This window comes from Gottfriedia sp. NPDC057991 (assembly GCF_042886615.1).
GTDB lineage: Bacteria > Bacillota > Bacilli > Bacillales > Bacillaceae_G > Gottfriedia.
Genome location: NZ_JBHVQN010000001.1, coordinates 1,551,425 through 1,577,737, shown reverse-complemented (window position 1 = coordinate 1,577,737; position 26,313 = coordinate 1,551,425). Strand labels below are relative to the sequence as shown.

The 26,313-nt window shown below is 33.0% G+C and carries 20 protein-coding genes and 1 pseudogene; 15 read left to right on the top strand and 6 right to left on the bottom strand.

Annotated elements, in window-relative coordinates; genetic code table 11:
- Positions 1 to 853: 853 nt before the first annotated feature.
- Positions 854 to 4,945, top strand: coding sequence for a S8 family serine peptidase (locus ACFVR2_RS07770; RefSeq protein ID WP_387360407.1), 4,092 nt, complete (start codon positions 854 to 856; stop codon positions 4,943 to 4,945).
- A gap of 94 nt (positions 4,946 to 5,039) precedes the next feature.
- On the opposite strand, the pseudogene ACFVR2_RS07765 reads toward ACFVR2_RS07770, so the two are convergent.
- Positions 5,040 to 5,196, bottom strand: a pseudogene (locus ACFVR2_RS07765) (IS3 family transposase); the annotation flags it as partial.
- A gap of 537 nt (positions 5,197 to 5,733) precedes the next feature.
- Between ACFVR2_RS07765 and ACFVR2_RS07760 the strand changes: the two are divergent.
- Complete coding sequence (locus ACFVR2_RS07760; RefSeq protein ID WP_387360405.1) at positions 5,734 to 9,972, top strand: S8 family serine peptidase; 4,239 nt, start codon at positions 5,734 to 5,736, stop codon at positions 9,970 to 9,972.
- Positions 9,973 to 10,148: 176 nt separating this feature from the next.
- Positions 10,149 to 11,045, top strand: a complete 897-nt coding sequence (locus ACFVR2_RS07755) for a LysR family transcriptional regulator (protein WP_387360403.1) — start codon at positions 10,149 to 10,151, stop codon at positions 11,043 to 11,045.
- Between the two features lie 205 nt (positions 11,046 to 11,250).
- On the opposite strand, the gene ACFVR2_RS07750 is transcribed toward ACFVR2_RS07755, so the two are convergent.
- Positions 11,251 to 11,907, bottom strand: a complete 657-nt coding sequence (locus tag ACFVR2_RS07750) for a phosphatase PAP2 family protein (RefSeq protein ID WP_387360401.1) — start codon at positions 11,905 to 11,907, stop codon at positions 11,251 to 11,253.
- Between the two features lie 106 nt (positions 11,908 to 12,013).
- On the opposite strand from ACFVR2_RS07750, the gene ACFVR2_RS07745 reads away from it, so the two are divergent.
- The 5 genes from ACFVR2_RS07745 to ACFVR2_RS07725 all read left to right on the top strand — a co-directional run bounded on the left by ACFVR2_RS07745 (position 12,014) and on the right by ACFVR2_RS07725 (position 16,111).
- Entirely contained in the window at positions 12,014 to 12,319 is a 306-nt protein-coding gene (locus tag ACFVR2_RS07745) for a PepSY domain-containing protein (RefSeq protein ID WP_387360399.1), read from the top strand.
- Between the two features lie 198 nt (positions 12,320 to 12,517).
- Complete coding sequence (locus ACFVR2_RS07740; protein ID WP_387360397.1) at positions 12,518 to 13,540, top strand: ROK family transcriptional regulator; 1,023 nt, start codon at positions 12,518 to 12,520, stop codon at positions 13,538 to 13,540.
- A gap of 85 nt (positions 13,541 to 13,625) precedes the next feature.
- Positions 13,626 to 14,006: a VOC family protein gene (locus tag ACFVR2_RS07735; RefSeq protein WP_387360395.1), complete on the top strand. Its 381-nt coding sequence runs from the start codon at positions 13,626 to 13,628 to the stop codon at positions 14,004 to 14,006.
- 122 nt (positions 14,007 to 14,128) lie between these two features.
- A complete protein-coding gene (locus ACFVR2_RS07730; RefSeq protein WP_387360393.1) occupies positions 14,129 to 15,370 on the top strand; it encodes an MFS transporter in 1,242 nt (413 codons plus the stop codon).
- A 330-nt stretch (positions 15,371 to 15,700) separates the two neighbouring features.
- The gene (locus tag ACFVR2_RS07725; RefSeq protein ID WP_387360391.1) at positions 15,701 to 16,111 is read left to right on the top strand and encodes a MerR family transcriptional regulator; all 411 of its coding nucleotides are present in this window, start codon (positions 15,701 to 15,703) and stop codon (positions 16,109 to 16,111) included.
- Between the two features lie 201 nt (positions 16,112 to 16,312).
- On the opposite strand, the gene ACFVR2_RS07720 is transcribed toward ACFVR2_RS07725, so the two are convergent.
- Positions 16,313 to 16,513, bottom strand: coding sequence for a cold-shock protein (locus tag ACFVR2_RS07720; protein ID WP_098427505.1), 201 nt, complete (start codon positions 16,511 to 16,513; stop codon positions 16,313 to 16,315).
- Between the two features lie 282 nt (positions 16,514 to 16,795).
- Between ACFVR2_RS07720 and ACFVR2_RS07715 the strand changes: the two genes are divergently transcribed.
- Positions 16,796 to 17,263, top strand: coding sequence for a CarD family transcriptional regulator (locus tag ACFVR2_RS07715; RefSeq protein WP_387360389.1), 468 nt, complete (start codon positions 16,796 to 16,798; stop codon positions 17,261 to 17,263).
- Between the two features lie 240 nt (positions 17,264 to 17,503).
- Here the strand turns inward: ACFVR2_RS07715 and ACFVR2_RS07710 are convergent, their stop codons facing one another.
- Together ACFVR2_RS07710 and ACFVR2_RS07705 are read right to left on the bottom strand one after the other, a co-directional pair.
- Positions 17,504 to 17,716, bottom strand: coding sequence for a hypothetical protein (locus ACFVR2_RS07710; RefSeq protein ID WP_387360387.1), 213 nt, complete (start codon positions 17,714 to 17,716; stop codon positions 17,504 to 17,506).
- A 329-nt stretch (positions 17,717 to 18,045) separates the two neighbouring features.
- Positions 18,046 to 18,246 carry a cold-shock protein gene (locus ACFVR2_RS07705; RefSeq protein ID WP_025568372.1) on the bottom strand — a complete coding sequence of 67 codons (201 nt, stop codon included), beginning with the start codon at positions 18,244 to 18,246 and terminating at the stop codon, positions 18,046 to 18,048.
- A 265-nt stretch (positions 18,247 to 18,511) separates the two neighbouring features.
- Between ACFVR2_RS07705 and ACFVR2_RS07700 the strand changes: the two genes are divergently transcribed.
- Positions 18,512 to 18,889 (top strand): DUF1259 domain-containing protein, encoded by a 378-nt coding sequence (locus ACFVR2_RS07700; RefSeq protein WP_387360385.1) that lies wholly within the window; start codon positions 18,512 to 18,514, stop codon positions 18,887 to 18,889.
- Between the two features lie 133 nt (positions 18,890 to 19,022).
- Here ACFVR2_RS07700 and ACFVR2_RS07695 read toward each other — a convergent pair whose 3' ends face one another.
- Positions 19,023 to 19,400, bottom strand: coding sequence for a YciI family protein (locus ACFVR2_RS07695; RefSeq protein ID WP_387360383.1), 378 nt, complete (start codon positions 19,398 to 19,400; stop codon positions 19,023 to 19,025).
- A 198-nt stretch (positions 19,401 to 19,598) separates the two neighbouring features.
- On the opposite strand from ACFVR2_RS07695, the gene ACFVR2_RS07690 reads away from it, so the two are divergent.
- From ACFVR2_RS07690 to ACFVR2_RS07670, 5 genes are all read left to right on the top strand, one after another.
- Positions 19,599 to 20,057 carry a MarR family winged helix-turn-helix transcriptional regulator gene (locus ACFVR2_RS07690; RefSeq protein ID WP_387360381.1) on the top strand — a complete coding sequence of 153 codons (459 nt, stop codon included), beginning with the start codon at positions 19,599 to 19,601 and terminating at the stop codon, positions 20,055 to 20,057.
- Positions 20,058 to 20,072: 15 nt separating this feature from the next.
- Positions 20,073 to 21,911 (top strand): ABC transporter ATP-binding protein, encoded by a 1,839-nt coding sequence (locus tag ACFVR2_RS07685; protein WP_387360379.1) that lies wholly within the window; start codon positions 20,073 to 20,075, stop codon positions 21,909 to 21,911.
- Between the two features lie 182 nt (positions 21,912 to 22,093).
- On the top strand, positions 22,094 to 24,706 hold the full coding sequence (gene ppsA / locus ACFVR2_RS07680; protein ID WP_387360377.1) for a phosphoenolpyruvate synthase: 2,613 nt from the start codon (positions 22,094 to 22,096) through the stop codon (positions 24,704 to 24,706).
- 140 nt (positions 24,707 to 24,846) lie between these two features.
- Positions 24,847 to 25,464, top strand: a complete 618-nt coding sequence (locus ACFVR2_RS07675) for a LysE family translocator (protein WP_387360488.1) — start codon at positions 24,847 to 24,849, stop codon at positions 25,462 to 25,464.
- Positions 25,465 to 25,567: 103 nt separating this feature from the next.
- Positions 25,568 to 26,293: a type II toxin-antitoxin system HicB family antitoxin gene (locus ACFVR2_RS07670; RefSeq protein WP_387360375.1), complete on the top strand. Its 726-nt coding sequence runs from the start codon at positions 25,568 to 25,570 to the stop codon at positions 26,291 to 26,293.
- Positions 26,294 to 26,313: the final 20 nt, after the last annotated feature.

Here is a 26,313-nt window from a genome sequence, read left to right as displayed (position 1 = left end):
GTTGGAACGCCGTATGCGGTGAAAGTCGCACGTACGGTGTGAACAGGGGGAAAAGGGAGCGATAACTTCAAACCCTTACCTATCTGTATCAATAATAAATGTTATATTTACTTGTTATAACAATGACATTGTTGACAATTTTGAGGATTATAAGGAACTACCAACTAAATATGAAATTATAGAAGACTTTTGTTCGACTATTCATGATGAGAAAATACAAAAAATGCTACTAATCACCTCGGGGGAAAAGGAGCATTTTGAAGATTTAAAGATATGGTAAAAGAATTTGAGATTGAAATAGATTGGTAAAAATATCGAGATAAACGGTATAGACAGTAAAATCATTGAAACAGTTAGCTAATATTGGGAACATAAACCTTCTTTTTGGCTTGAGATGGGAATAGGCTTACAGCTGTAATTCAAAACATTAAGAAAATCAAGCAATGCACCTAAACGTACAACATAGGTGTATTTTTTATGTTTTAAACACTATTTTTTCACTCAATCCAATAAAAAAATATGAAATAAAAAAGAGTGTAGAGAAATTTTAGAGTTTTCTCTACAATAAGAGATTTTTATATTATGAAATCTCTTTTTTATTTTAAGTGTGTTAAAAACGTTGAAGTCGTCTTTGGAAAAGGAGTGGATTTTATTGGAAATAAGCAAATTTTTTTAAAATGAATCTAGATAAAAAGGAACGAAGTTTAACAACTATCCTTGAATTTCTTGATGAAATATGTCGGAAAACATTTAAAAGTTGATTTAATAGGGAAACGAATAACCCAATTGACTGAATATTTAGAATAATTAATAATAAAAAAGACTTTTATTTTTGAAAATTTGGAGGTTGAAAATGGGGAAAAATATTTCTAGAAGTAAGTTCGTCAAAAGTTTTTCAGTATTAGCATTATCGTCCAGCTTTATTCTTGGCTCCCTAAGTCATATAACAACCGTATCAAAAGCTGCAACTTATTCGAAAGTAGATGAAATGCTAGCCAACCTATCACCAGCTCAAAGAGCATCACTTCACCAACTCTCAACGAGTAATGAGACAGGACTTCAAGTTAATCCTGATATCGATTTAGATTCTACTACCCAAACGAGTGTAATTGTTGAATTTAATAATAAACCAGCAAAAGTCGCACAACTTGAATCAAGTTTAAATGGTCAACAGCTAACAAACACTGAAGCATCAAACTTGGTTGATCAAGATCATGCAACTTTTTCAAAGGATTTAGGACAAGTATTAACTGAAGACAATAATGAAAAAGTAGATTTTAAAGTAAATCGTTCATTTAAGTATGCTTTTAATGGTGTTTCGATGAGTCTACCAGCAAATCAAATTAAAAACCTATTAAAATCGAAAGCTGTTAAAGCAGTATGGAGTAATGAAGAAGTTCATGCAGAAGTCGATAACTCTAAAGAAGATATGCAAACTGGGGGATCGAGCAATCAAACAGCTCTTTCTTTTCTAGGGGTAGATAAACTTCATCAGGAAGGAATTACTGGTAAAGGAGTTAAAGTAGGAGTAATTGATACAGGTATTGATTATAATCATCCAGATTTAAAGGATGTATATAAAGGTGGGTACGATTTTGTCGGTAATGATAATGACCCGATGGAAACTACATATGAGGATTGGAAAAAATCTGGTGTAGCCGAATTTTTCTGGGCAAATGGAGCATCGTATTATACTGAACATGGAACTCATGTCGCAGGAATTATTGCTGGTCAAGGAAAGAATGATAGCGATTATAAAATGGAAGGTATTGCCCCTGATGTAGACTTATATGCTTATCGTGTATTAGGGCCTTACGGCTCTGGTACAGATGCTAATATTTTGGCAGGTATCGATAAGGCTGTAGCAGATGGAATGGACGTTATTAATCTATCTTTAGGTGCAGGAATTAATAATCCTCTTTATTCTACAAGTATAGCAATTAATCAAGCGGTTCTAAGCGGTGTTACAGCAGTAATCGCTGCAGGAAACAGCGGAAATGATCTGTACACATTAGGTTCTCCAGGTACTGCAGCACTTGCCTTGACTGTAGGTGCAAGTAATGCACCAAATAATTTACATACATATAAGAGTGTACTTCAATCAGGTACAGAAACAACTTCTGCTGACTTGCAAGAAATGGCTAGGGGATACACAGATCATGTTGAGCAATTGAATGGCCAAACTTTTTCTATCATTGATGTTGGATATGGCGCATCGACTGATTATAAAAACAAAGATGTAAAAGGTAAAGTTGTATTAATAAGTCGCGGAAATAATATTACTTTGGGCGATAAAGTAAAATTTGCGAAACAAAACGGTGCAACAGCAGCCTTACTTTTCAATAATAATCCAGATGAAGGTTTAATCCCTTCTTATTTAGGTGAAGGATTAAATTATATTTCAACATTCACATTAACGAATGCCCAAGGCCTAGCTTTGAAATCAAAAATCAATACAACAAGTACATTTACTTTTAATGAACTTGGACAAATCCAAACAAAAGCGGACGAGTTAGCAGATTTTAGTTCTCGTGGGCCGGCCCGTGTTACGTACGATATTAAACCGGAAATTACTGCTCCAGGTGTTGGCGTATTCTCTACTGTTCCAGCTTATATGATTAATAAAAATACGCCAAACGATTATAAATACGCGTATGAACGTCTATCAGGTACATCGATGGCAACACCAAATGTTGCAGGTATGGCTGCACTTTTACTCCAAGCAAAACCAAGTCTGCAACCAAGTGATGTTAAAGCCATTCTTATGAATACAGCTGATCCATTAAGTAAGGACTATAGTGTATTTGAATCGGGAGCAGGGCGAGCGGATATATATAAAGCGGTTCATTCGTCGATTGAAATGAAAGTTCAAAATGAAACACCAATTTTAAAAAATGGAAAAGAAAAAACAATTAAAGATGAAACAGGTGCTCTTAGTTTTGGTTCAGTCGATTTAAGCGATGATGTTAATGAAGAGCGTAAAATTGTAATTAAAAATACAGGTGATGAAACAAAAACATTTGATGTAGCAGTTAAATTTCAAACAGGTTTAAGAGGATCTAAAGATGCTGACAAAAATGGAGTAAAAGTTTCGAATGAACCAACTATTAAACTAGCTGCAAATTCACAAAAAAATACGAGGGCGTCCATCTTCATACCGAAAACAGCAGAGAAAGGTAATTATGAAGGATATATCGTTTATACAAATCAGAATGATTCCGGGGAAACTTATAAAATTCCTTTTGCTGTACATGCTGTTGAAGAAGGTATAGGATTATTCGAAACATCATCACTAGGGTTATCAGAAGATCGTTATAGAGATGGATCTTCAAGTCCTAACACAATTAAGGCTATAACTGCTCAAGTTCAAATGAAATCCAATGTAAGAAATATTGATTTCATTTTGGAGGATGGAAAAACGAATCAGGAAATAGGGTATATTGGAACAGTAGATGGATTTAGTTTAAACGAAGGTGATTTAGTTAATATGTATCTCTTTAATGGTACGTATAGTCCGCTTGCTAACTCTGGAATAAGTTCTAAAAGTGTCGTTGCAGAGGATGGGTTTTATAAGATTAAAATGCTTGCTACAACTGATACTGGAAAACTGTTTACAGAAATTCGCGAAGTAGTAGTTGATAATAGAAAGCCTAAGTATACAATCGATGGACCAGTAGGAGATATAATTGAATATGAGGAAGGGCAAAAATCAGTTACAATAACTGGCTCAGTATTTGATCAAGATATTGATAATTATAAAGCAGCTGGAATGAAGAGTGAGCAGTCTGCAAACAAAGTCTATGATCTAGCACAAGGAGAAGTACCACTAGAAATACCTGTAAATAAAGATGGTACATTTAAATATGATGTACCGATTGGAACAGGTGCTAAAGTGGTTCAATTAGTTGTAACCGACCCTGCAGGTAACGGCAGTATTATACCTAAGACAATTAAAATCGTGAAAAAGGGTACACCGTACTTGACTGCGGTTGTAGATAAAGACACTGCAAAACCAGATGAATTAATTCATGCAAAAATTGTCTTGAAAAATGCAGTAGATTTTAAAAAGGGTACGATAAATTTAAGTGTTGCTTCAGATTATTTAAATATTGAAAATATTGGTTTGCATCCAGATTCTAGTAAACTAGGAGAAATGAAACTAACCAAAACTTCAGCAAGTAGTGTAACGGTTGAAGCAGCTGATACTAATACGCAAACTTTAAATGGAGATATCCCATTGGTGGAAGTTACTTACAAAGTAAAGGATTATAAATTCGACATAAGACCTGATAGCTCCCTTGTATATACATCTGGCTCATATGTAAATCGATCAGGTAAGACAAATTCTCTTATCGCAAATGCGCCTTTTGTTGATTTAGTTCCGACTTATTCGAAAATGACATCTGTTTTATATGCTCAAGGTTTATTAACGAGTGGTGGAGCGTTTGATAGTAGGAGAGATTACAGTAAGATAGGGGCAGATGTATCACTACAAGATGCTGAGGGGAATACGTATAATCAAATCTTTACTCAGTATGGAAAAATTGAAGCTTTACATTTAGCGCTTACTGACAAACCACTCCGAATGACTGTAAAAGTTCCAGGACATTTTAAAAGTATATATGATTTTAAAATTGGGATGCTAAGTGATACAGGAGAATTGATGGGTCAATTTAAAAAGATAATACTTCCAACATTACTTGGTGGAGACGTAAATGGTGATGATGTAATTGACGTAATGGATGCGCTATATATTCAAACATATTGGGGAACAAACAAACGAAGTGCAGATATTAATTTTGATGGAACAGTGGATGCAAAAGACCTTGTATTCGTTGAAAAGAACTATTTAATGCAAAATCCTTCAGTACAAGATGCATCTAAACCCAAAAGTAAATATAAAACGAAAACGTTAGAAATTGTAAAGAGTGAACTAGGTTTATAATCAGTGTATCTCAAAAACCTCAATAAATAAATAAATAAATGAACTCACAAGGTTATTAATGAAGTGAGCCCAAAAAGTTAGACACGTAATTAAATTATACTGCTAGTGAGGATTGGACCCTGTATTGTACAGGGCTCAATCCTTTTAATTTTGTCTTAATTCGTTTGTGATTGTAGTAGTGGATATACTTTTCTAAATTTTAATGTGAAATCTTCGACACTCATAAATTCAAGAAGATAAAATAATTCAGACGCATACTGACTATTGCTTTTGATTCAAAACTCTTCCCCAATCGTTCGGTAGCTCATATGTGTCACTTGATCAATAGGGACAGTTCGGCCTTTATTAGACATGTTCATAACATATAAATCTCCAGTGATAACAGCAGATTCGATCTTGATTGGTATGACAGTGTCTGACTTTTTGTCAATTTTATTAATAGTTTAACTCTTTTCTTTTACATGATAAGACCTAACGAAAACACCATATTGACCAATTGAAAGATCTCTAAGATTCCCATTTAATTCAAGGCGTTTTACTATTTTATTAAGAATGTAACAGTTAAGAATTGCGATTCATACTAATGGTATAAGAAAATCTTATTAACCTATCAATATTTCGAATTGGATTAGAAAATTCTGATTAAGTATACTGTAAATAGCAAATGGGGAAGGAGAACGAATACGGTCGAAATCTGATAGATTATGAGTTCAGTAAATACATATATCTAATGGAAACTGAGCGATTCTATCATAATATTATATATAGTTTGCAGGAGGACTGGAGAAATGGGGAAGAAGTATTTAAAAAAGAAAATTGTCAAAAATGCTACAGCTCTAACTTTAGGTGTAGGTTTAATTTCTAGTAGTTTTCACACATTTAACTTTAATGGAACATCTAAAGTAAAAGCAGCTTCGCTTAATACGAAGGCAGAGTCAATTTTAGCAAATTTAACGCCGGCTCAAAGACAAGCATTAAATCAGATTTCTAAAAATGATGATCAATCAGGCCTATTTGTAAGTCCAGAAGTCGACTTAAATAGTACTGAAAATGTGTCGGTAATTGTTCAATTCAATCAAAAACCTCATAAAGTAGCAGTACTTGAAGCAGCATTAAAAGGAAATAGTTTATCAGATAGTGAGGCTAAAAACTTAGTAGATGCTGATCATACTACATTTAATAAAGATTTAAACACTTTATCAAGTGAAGATGATAAGAATTATAAAATTAGTCATGAATATAAAAATACATTCAACGGTGTCTCAATTAAGATACCTGCAAATAAAATTAATTCACTTTTAAAATCAAAAGCGGTTAAAGCAATTTATAGTAATGCAGTTGTAAAAGCCGAACAACCTGTTGCAGAGGCGGCACCTTCCAATGAAGCAAGAGGAAAAGGTATGGCTGCAGAAAATGAATTTTTAAACATAAATAAGTTACATGATGAAGGTTATACAGGTAAGGGCATTAAGGTCGCTGTAATTGATACTGGGGTTGACTATAATCATCCTGATATCTCACCTGCTTATAAAGGCTATCGAGCACAAGCAGGAGTTGATCCTAAAACGATTGATCCGAATTCTGTAAAAGGTTGGGACTTCGTTGATAATGATGCTGATCCAATGGAAACAACTTATGCTGATTGGGTAAAAGCTGGTAAACCAAATCCAACTAACAATGGTTCAGATTATTATACAGAACATGGAACACATGTATCTGGAACAATTATTGGACAAGGTAAAAATGATAGTGATTATGCAACAAATGGAGTTGCGCCAGATGCGGATCTTTATGTTTACCGAGTTCTAGGTCCTGGTGGAAGTGGAGCATCAGATGTCGTCGTTGCAGGAATCGAAAAAGCAGTTTCAGATGGCGTGGACGTTATGAACTTATCTTTAGGAGCAAATTATAATGATCCTTTAACAGTAGAGTCCATTGCAATTAATAATGCGGTATTAAGTGGTGTAACTGCAGTCGTTGCAGCTGGAAATTCAGGAAGCGGCATGTATACAGTAGGTAATCCAGGAAATGCTTCTTTAGCTCTAACAGTTGGCGCTAGTGATGTTCCAAGTGAAATCGCTACGATGAAAGCAACAGTAGCAAATCAAACTTCAGATTTACGATTAATTGCAACAGGTTTTACTAGTGATTTAAATACGTTAATCACACCTAGTCAACCACTTCAAATCGTTAATATTGGACAAGGTAATAGCTATAACTATAATGGAGCGAACGCTAGAGTTGATGGTAAAGTCGTCCTAATTCAAAGAGGAGGCAATACGATCAACGATAAAATCTTACAAGCTAAAAACCGTGGTGCTGTTGGAGTTATTATTTACAACAACAATGCAGCTGAAGGGCATTTACCTTTTAACTTAGGTGAGGGTACAGATTTTGTTCCATCATTCTCAATGACGAACGCAGATGGTGTAGCATTAGCGCAAAAAATTCCATTAGGCTCAACGGGTTCAATTTCACTTAGTGACCTAGGAAAAATTAAATTACCAGGAGATAACTTAGCGGATTTTAGTTCTCGTGGGCCATCACGTGTAACATATGACATTAAACCTGAAGTTACTGCACCGGGTGTAGCTGTATTATCAACTGTACCAGGATTTGTACACAACCATGATAATCCTTCAGATTATAAATATGCCTATGAAAGATTGTCTGGTACATCAATGGCAACACCAAATGTTGCGGGTATCTCTGCATTACTTTTACAAGCGAAACCAGATTTACAACCAGAAGATGTAAAAGCAATCTTAATGAATACAGCTGATCCTTTAAGTAAACCTTATAGCGTATTTGAAGTAGGTGCAGGACGAGTTGATCCGTACAATGCAATTCACTCAAATTTTGAAATTAAAGTAGAAGAGAAGTTCCCAACAATTATTAACAATAAAGAAAAATTAGTGAAAGAAAATTCAGGAGCGATTAGCTTCGGAAATGAAGCCTTTGAAGGAAAAGATATTGTAGATACTCGTTCAGTTACATTGTTTAATAAAGGTGAAAAAGCAAAAACATTTAATGTAAGCGTAAAATTCAATACGAATTTACGTGGTTCAAAAGATGCTGGAGCAAATGGTGTAACACTACAGACAGATTCGACGATTACGTTAAAAGGAATTTCTCAAAAGAAAACAAATGTGACATTAACGATACCTAAAGAAGCTGAAAAAGGGATTTATGAAGGTTATATCGTTTATACGAACAAAGATAATCCATCGGAAAGTTATAAAGTACCGTTTGGTGTTCACTATGTAGAACAAGGATTTGATAGCTTTACATTATATAAACGCTCAGTTCCAGAATCAGTAAGAATGAGCAGCCAAAAGTGGAATCGTGGAGATGCTGCTTATATGAGCTTAAAATCGCATATGAAGATAATTGATGCAGTTATTTCTGATCCGAAAACTGGTAAAGATCTTGGCGTTATTGGTACATTTGATGGAACAACAATGGACGAAGGTGTACAATATGCGATGTATTACTTCTACAAAGGATATTACTTCCCATTTACGAATGATCCAAACAACCCAATTGGATTAAGAACAGATCAAATCGTCATGCCAAAAGCAGGTCAATACCAATTTAAACTGATTGGGCAAGATGATAATGGGAAAATTTATACAGTCACACAAGATTTCTTTGTTGATAATACAAACCCTAAATTTGATCTACATGTGGATGGCGAAGTACCAGGAAAACAAATTGTCGAATTTAAAGATGGACAAACTTCTGTCGGTGTAACGGGTCATATTACTGATGATAATGTTGACGTAAAACGAGCAGCTGGCATGACTGCTGATCAAACACAAAATCAAATTTACTATTCTTACAACTCTTGGTTACCAAATGGTAACATGACGCTCGATAAAGATGGTAATGCGTCTGATGACATCGCGATGTTGCCTAACGGTATTTTAAGCGTTAAATTTGAAGGGATGGACGAAGCTACAAATGGTGGCATGCAAAAGCAATATTATTTTGTAAATGAACATACTCCATATGTTTCTGTGGAGGCGAATCATTCAACACTATATAATGCTACTATCGTAAAACCAGGTGATACTTTTACTATGACATTAAATGCAAACAATGTAAGTAAACTAATGAAAGCGAACTATAAGTTTTCTGATGCACCTTCTACAAAAATTACAAATATTGCATTAAATCCTGAAGCACAAAAACTTGGCGGAACGCTAGATGTTAAACAAACTACTTCAGGAAGTACAATCTCATCTGACGTAACTGTAAACTTTAATGGAACTACAGGAGTAAATGGTGATATTCCTATGCTTGATTTAACAATTCAAATTCCAACAACAATCGTACCAAGTCTGAATAACACGTTTAATCGAGTAACATCAACTTTTACGAATGTAGATAATGTAACAACTACCCCATTTACTAACGTTTCTACTATAGGTGTATTAAATAATCAAACGGAGATTAAAGGATCAGTTTATGGAGAAGCATTTTTAGCTGCGAATGGTCAAGTTGATTATACTAAAGATTACTCTAAGATTTCTCCTACAATCACGATTGTAGATCATAATGGAAAAGAAGTAAAAACGAATGTCGTTAATAAAAGTGGACAGTTTGATATTTTAGGAAATGAACCGTCTAAAGAAGATTATACGATTATTCAAGACATTCCTGGTCACTTTACTACTTATAAGAACTTTAATATTTATGATAATAATTATGGTACCCTTGAAGGTGGACCATTTGGAGTTTATTATAATTTAGGTTCAGATATAGTACCTACAGCAACTGCTGGAGACGTTAACAAAGATGATGTAATCGATATAATGGACGCATTAGCAATCCAAACATATTGGGGAACAAATAAGCGCAGCGCAGATATTAACTTTGATGGAACTGTCGATGCAAAAGACTTTGCATTTGTTGAAAAGAATTACTTAATGCAAAATCCTTGGGTCGTAGCACCACCTAAAGCAGTTAAGAACTATAAAGGTGCAACTTTAGAATCAGTTAAGAGTCAATTAGGATTACAATAATCGTAAGCCCTGAAAAAACATATTTTTAGGACTTTGTCTTCACAATGTAAGCCTGTTCTCAATACTCGAGAACAGGCTTTTTCAATTTATACCTATCGTTTTGTAAATTGTTAAAATAACTAATATAGAAAATATAGTTTGTAGTATACTAATAACGTTGATAGAAGGAGAAGAATATGAATATTGAAAAATTAGTATATCTTGTCGAAGTCGCCAAAACAGGTTCCTTTTCGATTGCTTCACAAAATCTTTTTGTGAGTCAGTCTGCAATTAGTCAATCGATTATTAGTATCGAAAAGAAATTTGGTATAAAATTGTTCGATCGTAAAAAAGGTAATCGTGCTATTCTAACGAGTGATGGAGAAGAAATTATTAAGAATGTGAAAGACATTTTTATAAAATATCAAGAACTTATCGAAAAAGTACAAATTATTAATAATAATGTGAATGGTAAGTTAAAAATATCTACCGCACCAGGTTTTTTTGCAGTCCTTTTAAACCCAATTTCATCGATCAGAGATGACTATCCTAAAATTAATATCGAGATTTTTGAAAAGCCAGGACAAGTTATTATTGAAGATATTTTGGAAGAACGAAGTGATATCGGTGTATTACCTTTTATAAAACATTTACTGGAAAATAATGATCGCCTAGTTTATCATAATTTATTTGAAGCAAAAATGAAATTAATGGTAAATAAAAACTCTCCATTAGCAGAAAAAATATTTGTTACACCGCAACAAATCGTCAATGAAACACTGATTACCTATGATGGGGAATTCATTCATTGGTTTAAAAAACTTTTCTATAGGGAGTTTGGCATCATGAATGAGTTATTTACTACAACAAGTACTGATACTTTAAAAAAAGCGGTCGAAGAAAACTTAGGCGTGTCATTTGTACCTGCTTTTAACGGAGTTAATTATAATTTGAGTGATGGTGTAATATTACTCGATATTGTAGATTACGATGCTGTCAATCTACAATATGTATGGATCATGTCTAGTAAAAGGCATTGTTCAAGTATGATAACTGATTATATATTGAAATTAAAGGAAGAACTAAATTCATAATTTGTAAAGGGGTGTCCAATAAGTCAGAGTAACTGATTAAAGGGCGGTCCTTTTTTATATGCTCTAAGTTCAACGCTTTGAATATTTTTGATAAAGATGTGAGTTTTATGCACACCTCTCTTTTTTGTTTGGATAATGAAAGGCTTCCCTCATCAATACGAACAAATTTAAAATTCCTTTTTTTACAAAATAAGTAATAAAACCTTCATGCGCATTGTTTTCGTTCATATTGCTTTTCTTTATAACGCTGATAATACCAGATTGCAGTACTAATCCAAAATCCTCCAATAAAGTAACCAGCAATTACATCACTTGGAAAATGAACACCTAAATAAATTCTGCTTATGCCAATTAAAAGAATCATTATTAAACTTATTATGATCAATAGAGAACGCCCAGATTTTGTACGAATATTTCTCCACAATATAAATGCTAAGATTCCATAAACTGTCATAGCGTTAGTTGCATGCCCACTCGGAAAACTATATCCACTTATTTCAATTAAACGGTGTAAATCAGGTCTCGCCCTATGAAAGAAGAGTTTTAATAAAACACAAAGAATATTTGAGCCAATAAGAGCTGCAATAAATAATATTAACTCAGAACGGTGATCTAAAACTTTATAAAGAAAATATAGAATACTTATAGAAAGTAGAATAATAAATACGCTTGAACCTAAAAAAGTTATTATTTTCATAAAAGATGTCATGTCCGGTGATTCAAGTCCTTGTATAAAGTTAATAACTGTGCTATCAAAATGATATATACTATGATTGCTCACAAGTAATGCCATGAGTCCGAAACCAAAAAGTGACAAAAGACTAATTAAAAAAGCAATCGACAAAAAATACTTTAAATTCATTTAAAAATACCTCAAATTTACAAAGTTGTTATTGGATTGAGTTAAGATAATATCTTTTCCATTCCGTTTTACTTATATGTCATAATTTTACTTTTTCATTGATTAAATGTCTACATGGTACGTTTGTTTAGAACACAATGATAAAGATATAAAATATTATGATAATACAAAAAAACAATCTGTTATTTCTCAAAGCAAAGTAGTTTCCATTGCAAAAAATGCTGTTAAAGGTAATGTAATAAAAGTGGAAAAAGAAGAAGGAATAAAATATGAAATCGAAATGGAGACCAAAAAAGGCGAAGCAGATGTTATGGTTGATGGAACGACAGGTAAAATTTTAAAAATAGATTATGACGAAGAAGGTTTTGGGGATACATTAAAAGTTCCAATAACCAATCATTTCATAGTATAAACTTCAACATTCTATACGATCAAACTGTGATAAAAAGGTTTGATCAGCGATATTTTATTATGATTTGTACTACTCAAAAAAATAAATCTAAAAATTTCATTTAATGCAATTTCAATTGTTTTAATAAAGAGTATATGGTAAATTAAGGTCATTAACTTATTAAAGCTGTTTAATAAGTTTTTTAAGGTGGTGAATTTAGTGAATGAATTTTTAGCAACTCCAAGCAATATGAAGAAAATGGTACTTCGTGGTATTCGTACCATACTCTTAAAACTAGGTAGTGCAACTAAAGTTGAATTAAGTCAAAGGCTAGAAATTAGTTTTCCTACAATTAGTAAGTTTCTAACAGAAATGGAAAAAGAAGGAGAAGTTCTTTTAGTCGGATTAGATCATTCTAGTGGTGGAAGAAGGGCTAAAAGATATTCTTACAATCCTGAACATATGTTAGGTTTAGTAATATTTTTAGAGGGAACTGAAACGAACTATATCATTTTTAATTGTGTTGGCGAAATCAAGGAACAAGGCAAAGCGCCGAGTGCATTAATAGATAATAGTTTGCATTTTTTAACGATGACCATTGAAAGTATCATAACTAAATATCCAAAAATCAGTTCAATGTCGATTGGAGTTCCAGCGGCGGTTGATAATGGAAAAATCTTTTATATCCCGGGATACGAACAGTTTCAAAACATTAATTTAAAAGAATATTATGAAGAGCATTTTTCAATCCCTGTCATAGTAGAGAACGATATGAATGCAGCTGTTTTAGGTTTTCACAATAATAGAGGTATAAAGGATAAACAATCCCTTGTTTATTTGTATTCAGGGCAAAACGGTCCTGGTGCGGGAATAATGGTAAATGGTGATGTTGTAAGAGGAAGTACTTTTTTCTCGGGTGAGGTTTCATTCGTACCTCAATATAATGAAAGAAATTTTGGGCAGGCATTAGAAAATAGAAAAGGACTTAAAAACCTAATAATAAGTGAGGACTATGAAATTGATGCAATCAGCAGGTTAGTCGCCTCATTTGTAGCGATCATTAACCCTCATATCATCATTTTTTGTAATGATGAAGTTGAAAACGTAATATTAGATAAAATTAGAATTGCTAGCTCAAAATATATTCCGTCCGAACATCTTCCAGTGCTTACGACGAGTGATTGGAAACAAGATTACTTATATGGATTACAAAGTCTTTGTCTTAAACTTATGATCGATTGAATATTTAAAAGGTAGTCATATAAGGTGGTGAGTCGCATTCAATTCTAAAATATAGAAAAAAATAATACTTGGGAGTGATAAATAAATGAAAATTGAACATGTTGCGATATGGGTTAATGATCTGGAAGGTATAAGGAAATTTTACGAAACTTTTTTTAATTGTAAGTCAAACAATAAATATCATAATAGTAAAAAGAAATTTGAATCTTATTTTCTTACTTTTGAATCTGGTGCACGATTAGAGATTATGCGTAAAGAGGGAATTAATAAAACAAATCCTGATGTTCCAATTGGTTGGGCTCATATTGCAATCTCTTTAGGAAGTGAAGATGCCGTCAATCAAATGAGTGCCAAATTTATAGATAGCGGTTATTCGCTCATCAATGGTCCTCGTTTTACTGGTGATGGGTACTATGAGAGTGTCATAGAAGATCCTGAAGGGAATCTTATTGAGTTGACTGTTTAACATATACTTATTAAAGATGTTAAATAAGTATTTGATTCCGCACTTTTTAAATAAGTTCGCTTTTTTTATACTTTTTAAACGTGTTTAAAAAGTATTATAACTCTATAACTAGGAGGTTAAGTATGGATACTTCATTAAATACCCGCCAAATTCAATTATGGCGGGTCGCCATATATTTCATTTTTGCACTGACTGGATTTGCATTCGCATCATGGGTATCTCGTACGCCTGCAATTAGGGATTCACTAGGATCTACAACAGCAGAGATGGGTATAATCATATTTGGGCTTTCCGTAGGATCGATAATTGGACTGATAAGTGCCAGTATCCTTATTGCTCAAAGGGGCGGACGTTTTGTCATGGTTTTTGGGCTAGCTGTAGTTTCTATTGGACTCTTAATTGTTGGAATCAGTGGTTCATGGCTGACAAATAGTATGATGGTATTTTTAGGGCTTATCGTTTTTGGTTTCGGGCAAGGAATATGCGATGTAGCAATAAATGTAGAGGGAACCGCTGTTGAGAGAGCTGCACAAAAGTCGCTCTTAACCGGTTTTCATGCAGCATTTAGCTTGGGTACGCTTCTTGGAGCATTGGTTGGTTCGACAATGACTAAGTCGGGTATCTCTGTAACGATTCACTTGTCACTTACAGCCTTGGTTATCGTTCTGACTGTTTTATCTTTATACCGTTTCATAACTGCTGACACAGGTAAAGAAGTTGCTAGTGACGCTGTTAAAGTAAATAGAACGAAGGAATATATGGCTGTATGGAAAGAGCAACGTACAATCATGATCGGAATCATTGTTCTTGGAATGGCTTTCGTTGAAGGATCAGCAAATGACTGGCTACCACTTATTATGGTTGATGGCTATAATGTTACGCCAGCAATGGGTTCGGTTGCATATGGGATATTTGTCGGTTCAATGACGATTGGACGTGCAATAGGAGATAAAATATTAGACCGTTTCGGTAGAGTGATCGTTTTGCGTGCCTCAGCACTTTTGGCTTTTATAGGACTGATAATTGTTATATTGAGCCAAAGCTTTGAGGTAGCAACTATTGGTATTGTATTTTGGGGACTAGGGGCAGCATTTGGTTTTCCAGTTGGACTGTCTGCTGCAGGAGACGATCCAAACAGAGTAGCTGCAAGAGTAAGTGCAGTATCGACCGCTGGTTACCTAGCATTCCTAGTAGGACCACCATTTTTAGGAATTATCGGTGAACATATAGGGTTACTTCGTGCTCTAATTTTCGTCCTTATTGCTGTAACGATCTCTGGACTGCTCTCAAAAGCTGCGAAACCTATAGGAAAACAAAATAATTTGGAAATGGAGTCGAAAATATCTAATTCCGTAAAATTGTAGTTTGAAAAGTATTGATCCTGGAATTTCAACATAATTAGTATAACAACGAATAGAGGATAATTATTAAACGATTATCCTCTATTTCTTTATTTGGTAAGTTAGTTAGTGTAGGGAAATTCTATTAAAAAGGTTGAAAATCCCCCAAACCATTAACCAAAATGGTTAAGAGATATTTTTTTCAACTTAATCTCTAAGAACACAAAATTTCAACCGATCAATTTTTGAAATAGTGACCCATATCAAGATCCGAAATTAAACTTGAGTGTGTTGGATGCCATCCTAATAGTTCTTGAGTTTGTACGCTTGACCTTGGGATGTCTTGCGAAGCGATTGTACCTAGAAAACCAAAGTGCTCGAATGCTTTTTCCTGAGTTAGCGAAAAAGTTGGGTTTATCAGTCCACACTATTCGGTTTTATGAAAAAGAAGGCTTGTTGGACAGTCGTCATAGTCGTCATGTTCAAAGAGAGGAAAATAACTATCGTAACTATTCAGACGAAGCGGTTGAACGCCTGAAACTCATCAAAAAATTTCAGGTTATAGGATGTTCTTTAATTGAATTAAAGGATATATTAGAGGACAAAGACAAAAATACCCGTTCTAATCAACAGGTAATTGAATGGATTTCTCAAAAATTAACTGAAATCGAACGGATGAGAAATGAATATGATCAAATGCTTGTTACTCTTAATATCATGTTAGAATACAGGAAGACATTAGATAATGATTTAAAAAATGAATAATCTTAATAGTTTACTAATGTTTTTCTTTTAGTAGAAATTTGTATATCCATTTTTTATAGGCTATACTACTTTAAACCATTTCTTTACCTGAGCTCCACGTTTGAATTTCCCCCTATTCTTAAATGGATAGGGGGTTTTTATTTTTTATTAGATAAAAAAAGTCAGATTCTATTATTAGAATCCGACTTTTTAATGTTTAAATTATGCTTTTTTAACGTTAGTTGCTTGTGGTCCGCGTTGTCCTTTTTCTACATCAAATGTAACTGCTTGACCTTCATCTAATGATTTAAATCCGTCAGTTTGAATTGCTGAGAAGTGAACGAACACATCATCACCATTTTCACGCTCGATGAATCCAAAACCTTTTTCTGCATTAAACCATTTTACTTTACCTTGTTCCATTTTTGTTTCCTCCTAGTGCGCTTTACACACGTTGTAATAATTATATCTTAACATTAAATGTAAAGATAATCAAATTCACCAAAATATTGGTGAATTTACATATTTTTTATAAACAATTTTCACTTAATTCTTAGTCATTAATTTTAAAAATAAAAACACTAACTAAAAAAAATCATTTACTTATTGACATGTCTTATTTATTACTGGTAGAATATTTATTTTGACAAAAAAATAATAAATGTTATGCTTATATAGGTTCATAATTAAATGGGGGTGTAGATAATGTTTGAAGTTGGTGATAACATCTTTTATCCAATGCAAGGTGCAGGTGTAATCGAATCTATTCAAGAAAAAGAAGTACAAGGTGAAATACAGCAGTATTTTATTATAAAATTACTAATTAAAAAGATGGAAGTAATGATTCCAATTTCAAAAATGAGTAATTCAAGAATTCGAATGGTCGTTGATTCAAATACACTCGACAATATATTAATAAATTTTCATAATGGAGAATCTGATTGTTCTCTATCATACAAACAAAGATTTAAGCTAAATACTGAGAAAATGAAAACAGGTAATATTGAAGAAGGCGCAGAAGTAGTACGTGATTTAATGCGTATAGATAAAGAAAAATCTCTTAATTCAAGTGAAAAACAAATGTTAGGTAACGCAAGTAAAATTTTTATAAGCGAACTTGAATTAGTTAAAGGGATATCAGAAAGTAAAGCCAAAGAACTATTATACGGGTAAAAATTCTTTAACTCAACTTACAAAGGAAGATTACAGAATTTCAAATTTTTAAATCGTGTATGAAACGAAACCCCTTATATAAGACATTAGCCCCGTTCAATTTATGCTAATGTTCCTACTTTTAAATTCCATTTAGAATATAATGTTGCTAATTTAAAAATTAATCCATTATATATTGAATAACTGAAATCGAGTATCCATTTCATATTTAACTTGTTCAACGATAAAAAAACATCCAATTTATTTGGATGCATATTTAAGTATTCCGCTTAAAAAGAGTGAATCTTCTAACTGTGTGCACTCTTTTAGTTTGATTAATCCATCTAGTTCTAGATCCTTAGCTAGTTTTTCAATCAAATTTGTATCATTTTCCAAGGAATTTTTAATGTCGATTATAAAGAAATTTCCTCTTGTTGCAAGTCGAAGGTTCTTTAATAGATTTTCCTTACTCATTTTCACAGCTCCCTTCTAAATTATATAATTCGACACAGAAGTGGTGTTATCCTGTAAATTCAATTAAGTTACAAATTTATCTTCAGAGTATAACATTAATAGTTCTCATACACTTTCAATATACAAATACACATAGTATTGTGAATAAAATTAACTTAATGAAGGTATAAAACGAATGTTGTGTATTCATTTTTTATAAGCTATAATACTTTAAACCATTTCTTTACCCGAGCTCAACGTTAAAATTCCCTCTATTCAATGAATAGGGGGTTTATATTTTTAACAGAAAAAAAAAGTCAGATTCTACAAATAGAATCCGACTTTTTTAATTATGCTTTTTTAACGTTAGTTGCTTGTGGTCCGCGTTGTCCTTGTTCTACATCAAATGTAACAGCTTGACCTTCATCTAATGATTTGAATCCTTCAGATTGAATTGCTGAGAAGTGAACAAATACATCATCACCATTTTCACGCTCGATGAATCCAAAACCTTTTTCTGCATTAAACCATTTTACTTTACCATGTTCCATTCTTGTTTCCTCCTTATGTGCTTGAACACATTTAATGTTTATATAATAACAATTTAATGTTAGATAATCAAATTGTCTTGTAAAAAAACAGGACTTTTCACTTACTTAATTGGAAATTAAAGGATTTTATTGCACTTTTTTTAGAAATCATTGGATTATAGAAGCTATTTACGATAATTAATTAAGGATAAAGATAGACACGAGCCCATCATTTTCTTCATAAGATACTTTGTAAAAAATAAAAAATATGAAGAGATTGATTAATATGTCAACTTGTCAAAGACTTGCGGATATGATTGGAGGAGAAGTTGTTCAAGCAACACCTGTATATGTTATTATGCGTCTTCGCGATATTAATGCAACTATTTTAGGGCGTAGGACTCGTTCTCCTTTAGCACTTCAATTCATGTTATCTTTTGAAGATAATGGTTTAAACTTTGGCGAATCTGTTATCTGTCAGAAAGAAATTAACCCATTAATGACAGCTTTACGAAAAAGAGGAATTATCGTGACTGCAGTTCATAACCATTGGCTGTTTGATAAACCACGATTAATGTATAAGCATTGGGAAAATGTTGATATGGATCCGGTTGACTTTACTAGAATTAGTTTTAAAGCAACAAAAGAAGCAGGCCTTTTTTAAGTATACTTACTTGAAATTGAGTGACTAAAATTGCATAGTTTAAAAAACAATAAATGATTTAAAAAAAAGCAAATGGACAGTTTACTTCTGATCCGTTAGCTTTTTTTAATAATTCTCTTTTTTCAAAAAATAGTCACGAGTTTTGTTTAGGTAGTACTGCGAGCATCGGATAAAATTCCGTTGTCATGATCCCAGCAATCACGGCTGGATCTTCTTCGATAAGTTTCGGGACTTGAGCTTCATTTTCAACTTCAATTATTGCAATCCCATGAGGTGATGAAGGATTTCGAACCGGTCCGAACACTAGAGCAATACCCTGGTTTTGTTTGTCAGTCCAATAAGCAATATGTTTTCCCATGATATTCCGTTCTACATCTGTCATGTCCTGTTGAAAGGTTGTCCTTGGGGGTATAGATTTTAGCATAAAGTGCATCTTTACTGAATCATTAATTGGTGTGTTATCTGCCATTCTTAATTTACCTCCATTGATTCTGAAGATCTTTACCTTCAATTATTTCACAAATCACCTTTGAATACACTTCACTATTTAAGATAAATCAAATTACTGAATAATTTAAGAAATACAGTAGAAAATATCCTATCTTATTTTTTATTAATAATTTTTAATTGTACAAATGAACAATAAAGTTTTATTATTAGTTTACAATGTAAACAGTTTATAAAGTAAACTAATGTAATGGGTGATATGATGTCAGATTTTCAACAAGCAATTGATTTAACAAATTCATTTGTTTCAATTGCGCGCCAACTTAAAAAAATAAGCTTACTAACCGCTACTAAACTTGGTCTAACATTCCAACAATTAATTATCCTAAATTCAATTCGAAATAACGAAGGCCTAACACAAAAAGAACTAACTGAACGCTTAAGAACTGCTAAAAGCAGAGTTAGCCTTAGTATTGATGAGTTAGAGAAAAAAAATTATGTAAAAAGAGAAACGTCAGCTTATGACCGTCGCGAAACTCAATTATTTTTAACACCTGATGGTGAACGATTATGTCAACGCTATCGTGAAGAATCAGAAGCTTATAAGAGTTTAGCAAATTCACTGGAACAATTTTCACAGGATGAGCTTAATATACTTATAGACATGCAAAAAAAAATTTTAACTGATTTGTTAAATGAACAAACAAATTGTTCGAAATAAGGAGGACGTTTAATTATGTCAGGATGGGGTGGTGGACCTCCAATGGGTCCCCATGGTTTTGGGCGAATGAAATTTGATCAAAACGCACAAAAACCAAATATAACAAAGGCAATACTACTTAGAATTGCAAAATATTTTATTCCGTATTGGAAGCAAACAACACTTGTCGTGTTTATTTTATTAGTTACTTCAGTACTAGGCATTTTACCGCCTATCATCATTCAACATATTGTTGATACAGCCTTACCAAATAAAGATTTAAATCTCCTAATCTATCTCGTACTTGCCTCACTTAGTACTACGATTATTTCAGAGTTATTGGGTGTGTGGCAAAATTATTTAAATGCATATGTTGCCCAAAAAATTATTTACGATATGAGAAACCAAATGTATCTTCATTTACAACAAATGCCATACCAATTTTATTCAAACGTAAAGCAAGGTGAAGTGATCACCCGAATGACGGCTGATATTTCTGGTGTTAAAGCTGTTTTTGATAGTACGATTGTGAGTTTCGCTAATAATCTATTCATTCTTATTTCTACCGCTACCACATTGTTAATAGTGAACTGGAGGCTTGGAATACTAGGATTAATCATTGTACCATTATTTATTCTACCGACTCGTAAAATGGGGAATGTTCGTTGGAGTATTGCAAAGCAGACACAGGAAAAAACAAGTGAGCAAAATCATATTATACAAGAAACATTAAATATTAGTGGTTATTTATTAATGAAGCTTTTTACAAAGGAACAAAGGGAATTTAAAAATTTTGATGACATTAATGTACAGGCTACTAATCTTAAAATAAAGGAATCTATGGCGGGTCGCTGGTTTATGATGATTTTATCAACTTTTACTAGCATCGGCCCAATGCTTATCTATTTATATGGTGGATATTTATTTATTCACGGTCAGATTACGATTGGAGCTATTATCAGCTTCGTTGCTTTACTTGGTCGTTTATATGGGCCAGTTGGACAATTAACAAATCTTTATGTAAATATTACTAGTTCGATCGCGTTATTCGAACGTATTTTTGAATATTTTGATATGAAACTAACGATCAAAGATCGTGATGATGCGACTGAAATGAATGTTAATCATTTAGATATTGAATTTAGCGATGTATCATTTTCTTATCAGCAAAATAAAACTGCATTGCAAAATATTTCCTTTATTGCTCCATCTGGTACAATGACTGCTTTAGTTGGACCTAGTGGCGCTGGTAAAACAACCATTACCAATTTAATTCCTCGTTTGTATGATTTCACATCAGGTACAATCAAAATTGGCGGTCGTGATATTAGAGAATTCACGTTAGAATCATTACGGTCTCATATTGGACTTGTCACACAGGATAGCTATTTATTTAATGGAACGATTAAAGAAAATTTATTATATGCAAGCCCTGATGCATCTGACGAAGAAATTACGAATGCTTGTAAGGCAGCATATATTCATGATTTCATAATGGATTTACCAAATGGTTATGAGACAGTTGTTGGAAATCGAGGAATCAAACTTTCAGGAGGCGAAAAACAAAGAATTTCAATCGCTCGTGTATTATTGAAAAATCCTGAAATCATTATTCTTGATGAAGCAACTTCATCGTTAGATACTTTATCTGAATTTTATATTCAAAGTGCGATACAAGGATTATTAAAAAATAAAACGTCTATTGTTATTGCTCACCGACTTTCAACTATTATGGCCGCGGATCACATCATTGTTTTAAAAGATGGTCAAATTGTTGAAGAAGGCAAAAATGAAGAGTTGTTAATGCAAAATGGATTATATAAAGAGTTATACAATAAACAATTTGGTAGAAAAGCAATCGCATCAATTGAATAGAAAAAAAGCACAGATTAATTTCTGTGCTTTTTTCATTATGTATTGTAGTAAATTTAATTACTAATTTTTTACGAACTCTTCCTACTTTAATTATACCATAAAAAAATTGGTCAAAATAGACTTTATATTCCTATTTTCTACTGATAAAATCAATAGACATTAACGGTTAGGAGAGATGTTGAATGAATTCTTTAGTTCTCGATTTCCAGGAGATTGATAAAAACCAACTTTTACTCGTTGGCGGAAAAGGGTTAAATTTAGGTGAATTGTCAAAAATTCAAGATATAAAAGTACCAGAAGGATTTTGTATTACAACAGTGGGTTTTCAAAAAGCCATTAAACAAAACGAATCCTATCATGCTTTATTGGATCAACTAACAATGCTAAATGTAAAAGATCGAGAGCAAATTAGTAAGATTAGCACAAAGATTCGAGACATTATTTTGGAAGTAGCAATCCCTTCAGATGTTGTAAATGAAGTTTCTAACTATCTCTCCAAATTCGGCGAGGAACTTGCATACGCTGTGCGTTCTAGTGCAACTGCTGAAGATTTGCCACACGCCTCTTTTGCTGGCCAACAAGACACTTATTTAAATATTATTGGTAAAGAAAACATCTTGCAACATATTAGTAAATGTTGGGCTTCTTTATTTACGGATCGCGCGGTTATCTACCGTATGCAAAATGATTTTGATCACAGTCAAGTATATTTATCCGTTGTTATTCAAAAAATGGTTTTCCCACAAGCTTCAGGGATATTATTTACTGCTGATCCTGTTACTTCTAATCGTAAGGTATTATCAATCGATGCGAGTTTTGGACTTGGAGAAGCTCTAGTTTCTGGTATCGTATCCGCCGATTGTTATAAGGTACAAGATCATGAAATCGTCGATAAGAGAATCGCAACAAAAAAAATGGCTATTTATGGTCGAAAAGAAGGCGGAACAGAGTCACAGCAACTTGATCCCAAAAAACAATTCACACAAACACTTACTGAACAACAAATTTTACAACTAGCACAAATAGGTAGACAAATAGAAGCTTATTTCGGTTTTCCACAAGATATCGAATGGTGTTTAGTAGAAGATACATTTTATATTGTCCAAAGTCGTCCAATCACAACTCTTTTTCCGATTCCCGAAGTAGATGATCAAGAAAAACACGTCTATCTATCTGTTGGCCATCAACAAATGATGACCGATCCAATAAAACCATTGGGATTGTCGTTTTGGATGTTAACATCTAGGGCACCTATGCGTAAAGCTGGAGGTAGATTATTTGTTGATATCTCACAAAATCTTGCTTCACCTGACAGAAGAACAATGTTTATTGAGGCCATAGGAAAATCCGATCCGCTCTTAAAAGACGCTTTATTAAAGGTTGTTTCAGGAGAAGATTTTATAGAATCATTACCTGAGAATACAGCACCAACCTCAACTAGAAATGTTCAAGAACATTCGTCGTCGAGTTTTAAAGCACTAATCGAAAACGATCCAACAATTGTATCTGAATTGATTAAGAAAAGCCAAACATCAATCGAAGAGTTAAAACAAAACATACAAATGAAATCAGGATCAGATTTAATGGATTTTATTTTAGAAGATCTTCAGAAATTACGAGCGTTATTATTTGACCCACGAAGTTCGGCAGTGTTTATGTCTGCAATGAATGCTACAGAATGGATCAATGAAAAAATATACGAGTGGTTAGATGAAAAGAATGTAGGAGATACCATTACCCAATCTGTACCAAATAATATCACTTCAGAAATGGGACTAGAACTCATGGATGTCGCGGATGTAATTCGTCCTTATCCAGAAGTAATCGATTATTTGCAAGATGTAGAAGATGATAACTTTTTGGATAAATTGATTAAATTTGAGGGTGGACAGGAAACTAAAGACGCAATTGTTGATTATCTGAAAAAATATGGAATGCGATGTACTGGTGAAATTGATCTTACGAGAACTCGTTGGAGCGAAAAACCATCTACACTCTTACCAATGATTCTTAGTAACATCAAAAACTTTGAGCCGCATGCAAGTAGACGGAAATTTGAACAAGGGCTAGATAAAGCATTGCAAAAAGAAAAAGAACTTGTAGAACGATTGTTGGAATTACCCGATGGTAAACAAAAAGCGGAAGAGGTAAAAGAAGTTATTAGTCTAATCAGGAATTTCATTGGATATCGTGAATATCCAAAGTATGGAATGATTAGTCGCTATTTTGTGTATAAGCTAGCTTTATTGAAAGAAGCTGAACAACTCGTTAAAATGAATGTCATTTCTGAAGTAGAAGATCTATTCTATCTCACATTTGAAGAACTTCACGAAGTCGTTCGTACAAAAAAACTAGATTACCAAATCATTAACAAACGAAAAGACGAGTACAAATTATATACTAAACTAACACCTCCACGAGTTATAACATCTGATGGTGAAATCATTGTGGGTGAATACAAACGGGAAAATCTTCCCTCTGAAGCGATTATAGGTTTAGCTGTTTCTTCAGGTGTAATCGAAGGAAGAGCACGTGTTATTTTAAATATGGAAGATGCAAATCTAGAAGAAGGTGACATATTAGTTACTTCATTTACTGACCCAAGCTGGACACCATTATTTGTTGCAATAAAAGGACTGGTCACTGAAGTTGGTGGACTAATGACACATGGAGCGGTTATCGCGAGAGAATATGGTTTACCAGCAGTTGTCGGAGTAGAGAATGCTACCAAATTGATAAAAGACGGACAAAGAATTCGTGTACACGGAACTGATGGGTATATTGAAATATTATAATTGTTGAAAGCATAGGCCGTTTTTCCAAATGTGGAAAACGGCTTATTTTTTATTGAAATAACTAACAGTTTAGGCAATTACTGCAAAATAATGTTGTATAATAGTCTAAATATAAAATAACGAGAGAGGAAATGATCATCATGCTTTCATTTATTTTAGTTGTATTAACGCTATTTTTAATACCAGGACCGGCTGTACTTTTAACATTATCCCAAACAATGAAAGGTGGGAAATGGAATGGCATCTTAACAGGCGTTGGTATTGCTGTCGGCGACTTAATTCACACATGTGCATCCGTATTTGGACTTTCTGCAATTTTAATGACTTCTGCATTTGCTTTTGAAGTCGTTAAATATTTAGGAGCAGCCTATTTATTTTATTTGGGGATCACTGCAATCATTAAAAAATCTAAGTCTAGTAAAAAAACAAATCAACCAAAAGTAGTAAATACTAAACTTTCCTTTCGTCAAGCAATTCTTATAGAAGTATTAAACCCTAAAACTGCCCTATTTTTCTTAGCCCTTTTACCTCAATTTGTTCAACATAATGGGCATCCGGTATTCATTCAACTTTTAACTCTTGGTTTGACATTTGTATTACTTAGTATTTTGTACACAACTTTACTAGTGCTGTTATCAAGTGTAATCGGTAAAAAAATCTTTAGTAAAAAAACAAAAGGACCAAAATGGATGGGAAAAGCGATTGGTTTAGTCTATATTGGACTAGGTTTAAGAGTTGCTCTTCAAACACAATCATAACAGTTTATTAATATTCAATATAAAAAGGAGGCCGACTGGCATCCTTTTTCTTTCGCACGGGATATTTGTTTTATCAATTTTTTTGGAAAAAAGGTGTGTTCTAATGATTAATTTTGAAAAATTTGTATATCCAGCAATAATTAAACAAGAAGTAGATGGAGATTTTGGTGTTTATTTTCCGACTCTCTTTCCTAAAAATGGTTGGGAAATATCCTTATCAAATGGCAGAACAAAATCTGAAGCAATCAAAGAAGCAAAGAAAGAATTGGCATTTAGCTTAGCAGGAATCTTAGATGATAATGAAACCCTACCGAAGCCAATACCAATTCAAATTAAGTCAATTTCAAATGGTATGGAGTTAATTGAAGTAGAAACCTCGTTTCAACCATATTACGATAATATAAAGCAGCAACTATTTGGTCGCCATTGGCATATTACTTTTTTCATTGAAGAACATGAAGAGGAAATTGAGGCGATAGCCTATAAAAATAATCAAGGTCTATGGGATATCCTATTTGAAGATTATTCTAAGTTTGAGGAAGAACTATATTTCGATTCTTCGTATAAGAAACTTCCTGAACATCCTAAAGGCATAATACTATTTTCAGCCAAATTGCGAACTGAAGCACAAGAGAAATTTAATCAATTCGTTCAAAATGTTATTTTAAAATACCGTACTAAAAAAGAATGGGGAGAAAGAAGAAAACTACGATTAAAAATGGAACAAAATTTTAAACAATCAATTTTACAAATAATAGATGAAAAAGTAAAAAGCGGTGAGATAACTGAATTTGAAGCTTCAATATTAAGGGAAAGAAACAAAGATTAGAAAAAATTAGGAGCTGTATA

Excerpts from the sequence above, each read along its gene's own strand:
- ACFVR2_RS07675 (WP_387360488.1), top strand. The coding sequence starts at position 24,847 with ATGCTTTCATTTATTTTAGTTGTATTAACGCTATTTTTAATACCAGGA.
- ppsA (WP_387360377.1), top strand. The coding sequence starts at position 22,094 with ATGAATTCTTTAGTTCTCGATTTCCAGGAGATTGATAAAAACCAACTT.
- ACFVR2_RS07700 (WP_387360385.1), top strand. The coding sequence starts at position 18,512 with ATGTCAACTTGTCAAAGACTTGCGGATATGATTGGAGGAGAAGTTGTT.
- ACFVR2_RS07770 (WP_387360407.1), top strand. The coding sequence starts at position 854 with ATGGGGAAAAATATTTCTAGAAGTAAGTTCGTCAAAAGTTTTTCAGTA.
- ACFVR2_RS07735 (WP_387360395.1), top strand. The coding sequence starts at position 13,626 with ATGAAAATTGAACATGTTGCGATATGGGTTAATGATCTGGAAGGTATA.
- ACFVR2_RS07715 (WP_387360389.1), top strand. The coding sequence starts at position 16,796 with ATGTTTGAAGTTGGTGATAACATCTTTTATCCAATGCAAGGTGCAGGT.
- ACFVR2_RS07720 (WP_098427505.1), bottom strand. The coding sequence starts at position 16,513 with ATGGAACAAGGTAAAGTAAAATGGTTTAATGCAGAAAAAGGTTTTGGA.
- ACFVR2_RS07690 (WP_387360381.1), top strand. The coding sequence starts at position 19,599 with ATGTCAGATTTTCAACAAGCAATTGATTTAACAAATTCATTTGTTTCA.
- ACFVR2_RS07705 (WP_025568372.1), bottom strand. The coding sequence starts at position 18,246 with ATGGAACATGGTAAAGTAAAATGGTTTAATGCAGAAAAAGGTTTTGGA.
- ACFVR2_RS07745 (WP_387360399.1), top strand. The coding sequence starts at position 12,014 with ATGTCTACATGGTACGTTTGTTTAGAACACAATGATAAAGATATAAAA.
- ACFVR2_RS07760 (WP_387360405.1), top strand. The coding sequence starts at position 5,734 with ATGGGGAAGAAGTATTTAAAAAAGAAAATTGTCAAAAATGCTACAGCT.
- ACFVR2_RS07750 (WP_387360401.1), bottom strand. The coding sequence starts at position 11,907 with ATGAATTTAAAGTATTTTTTGTCGATTGCTTTTTTAATTAGTCTTTTG.
- ACFVR2_RS07710 (WP_387360387.1), bottom strand. The coding sequence starts at position 17,716 with ATGAGTAAGGAAAATCTATTAAAGAACCTTCGACTTGCAACAAGAGGA.
- ACFVR2_RS07755 (WP_387360403.1), top strand. The coding sequence starts at position 10,149 with ATGAATATTGAAAAATTAGTATATCTTGTCGAAGTCGCCAAAACAGGT.
- ACFVR2_RS07670 (WP_387360375.1), top strand. The coding sequence starts at position 25,568 with ATGATTAATTTTGAAAAATTTGTATATCCAGCAATAATTAAACAAGAA.
- ACFVR2_RS07730 (WP_387360393.1), top strand. The coding sequence starts at position 14,129 with ATGGATACTTCATTAAATACCCGCCAAATTCAATTATGGCGGGTCGCC.
- ACFVR2_RS07685 (WP_387360379.1), top strand. The coding sequence starts at position 20,073 with ATGTCAGGATGGGGTGGTGGACCTCCAATGGGTCCCCATGGTTTTGGG.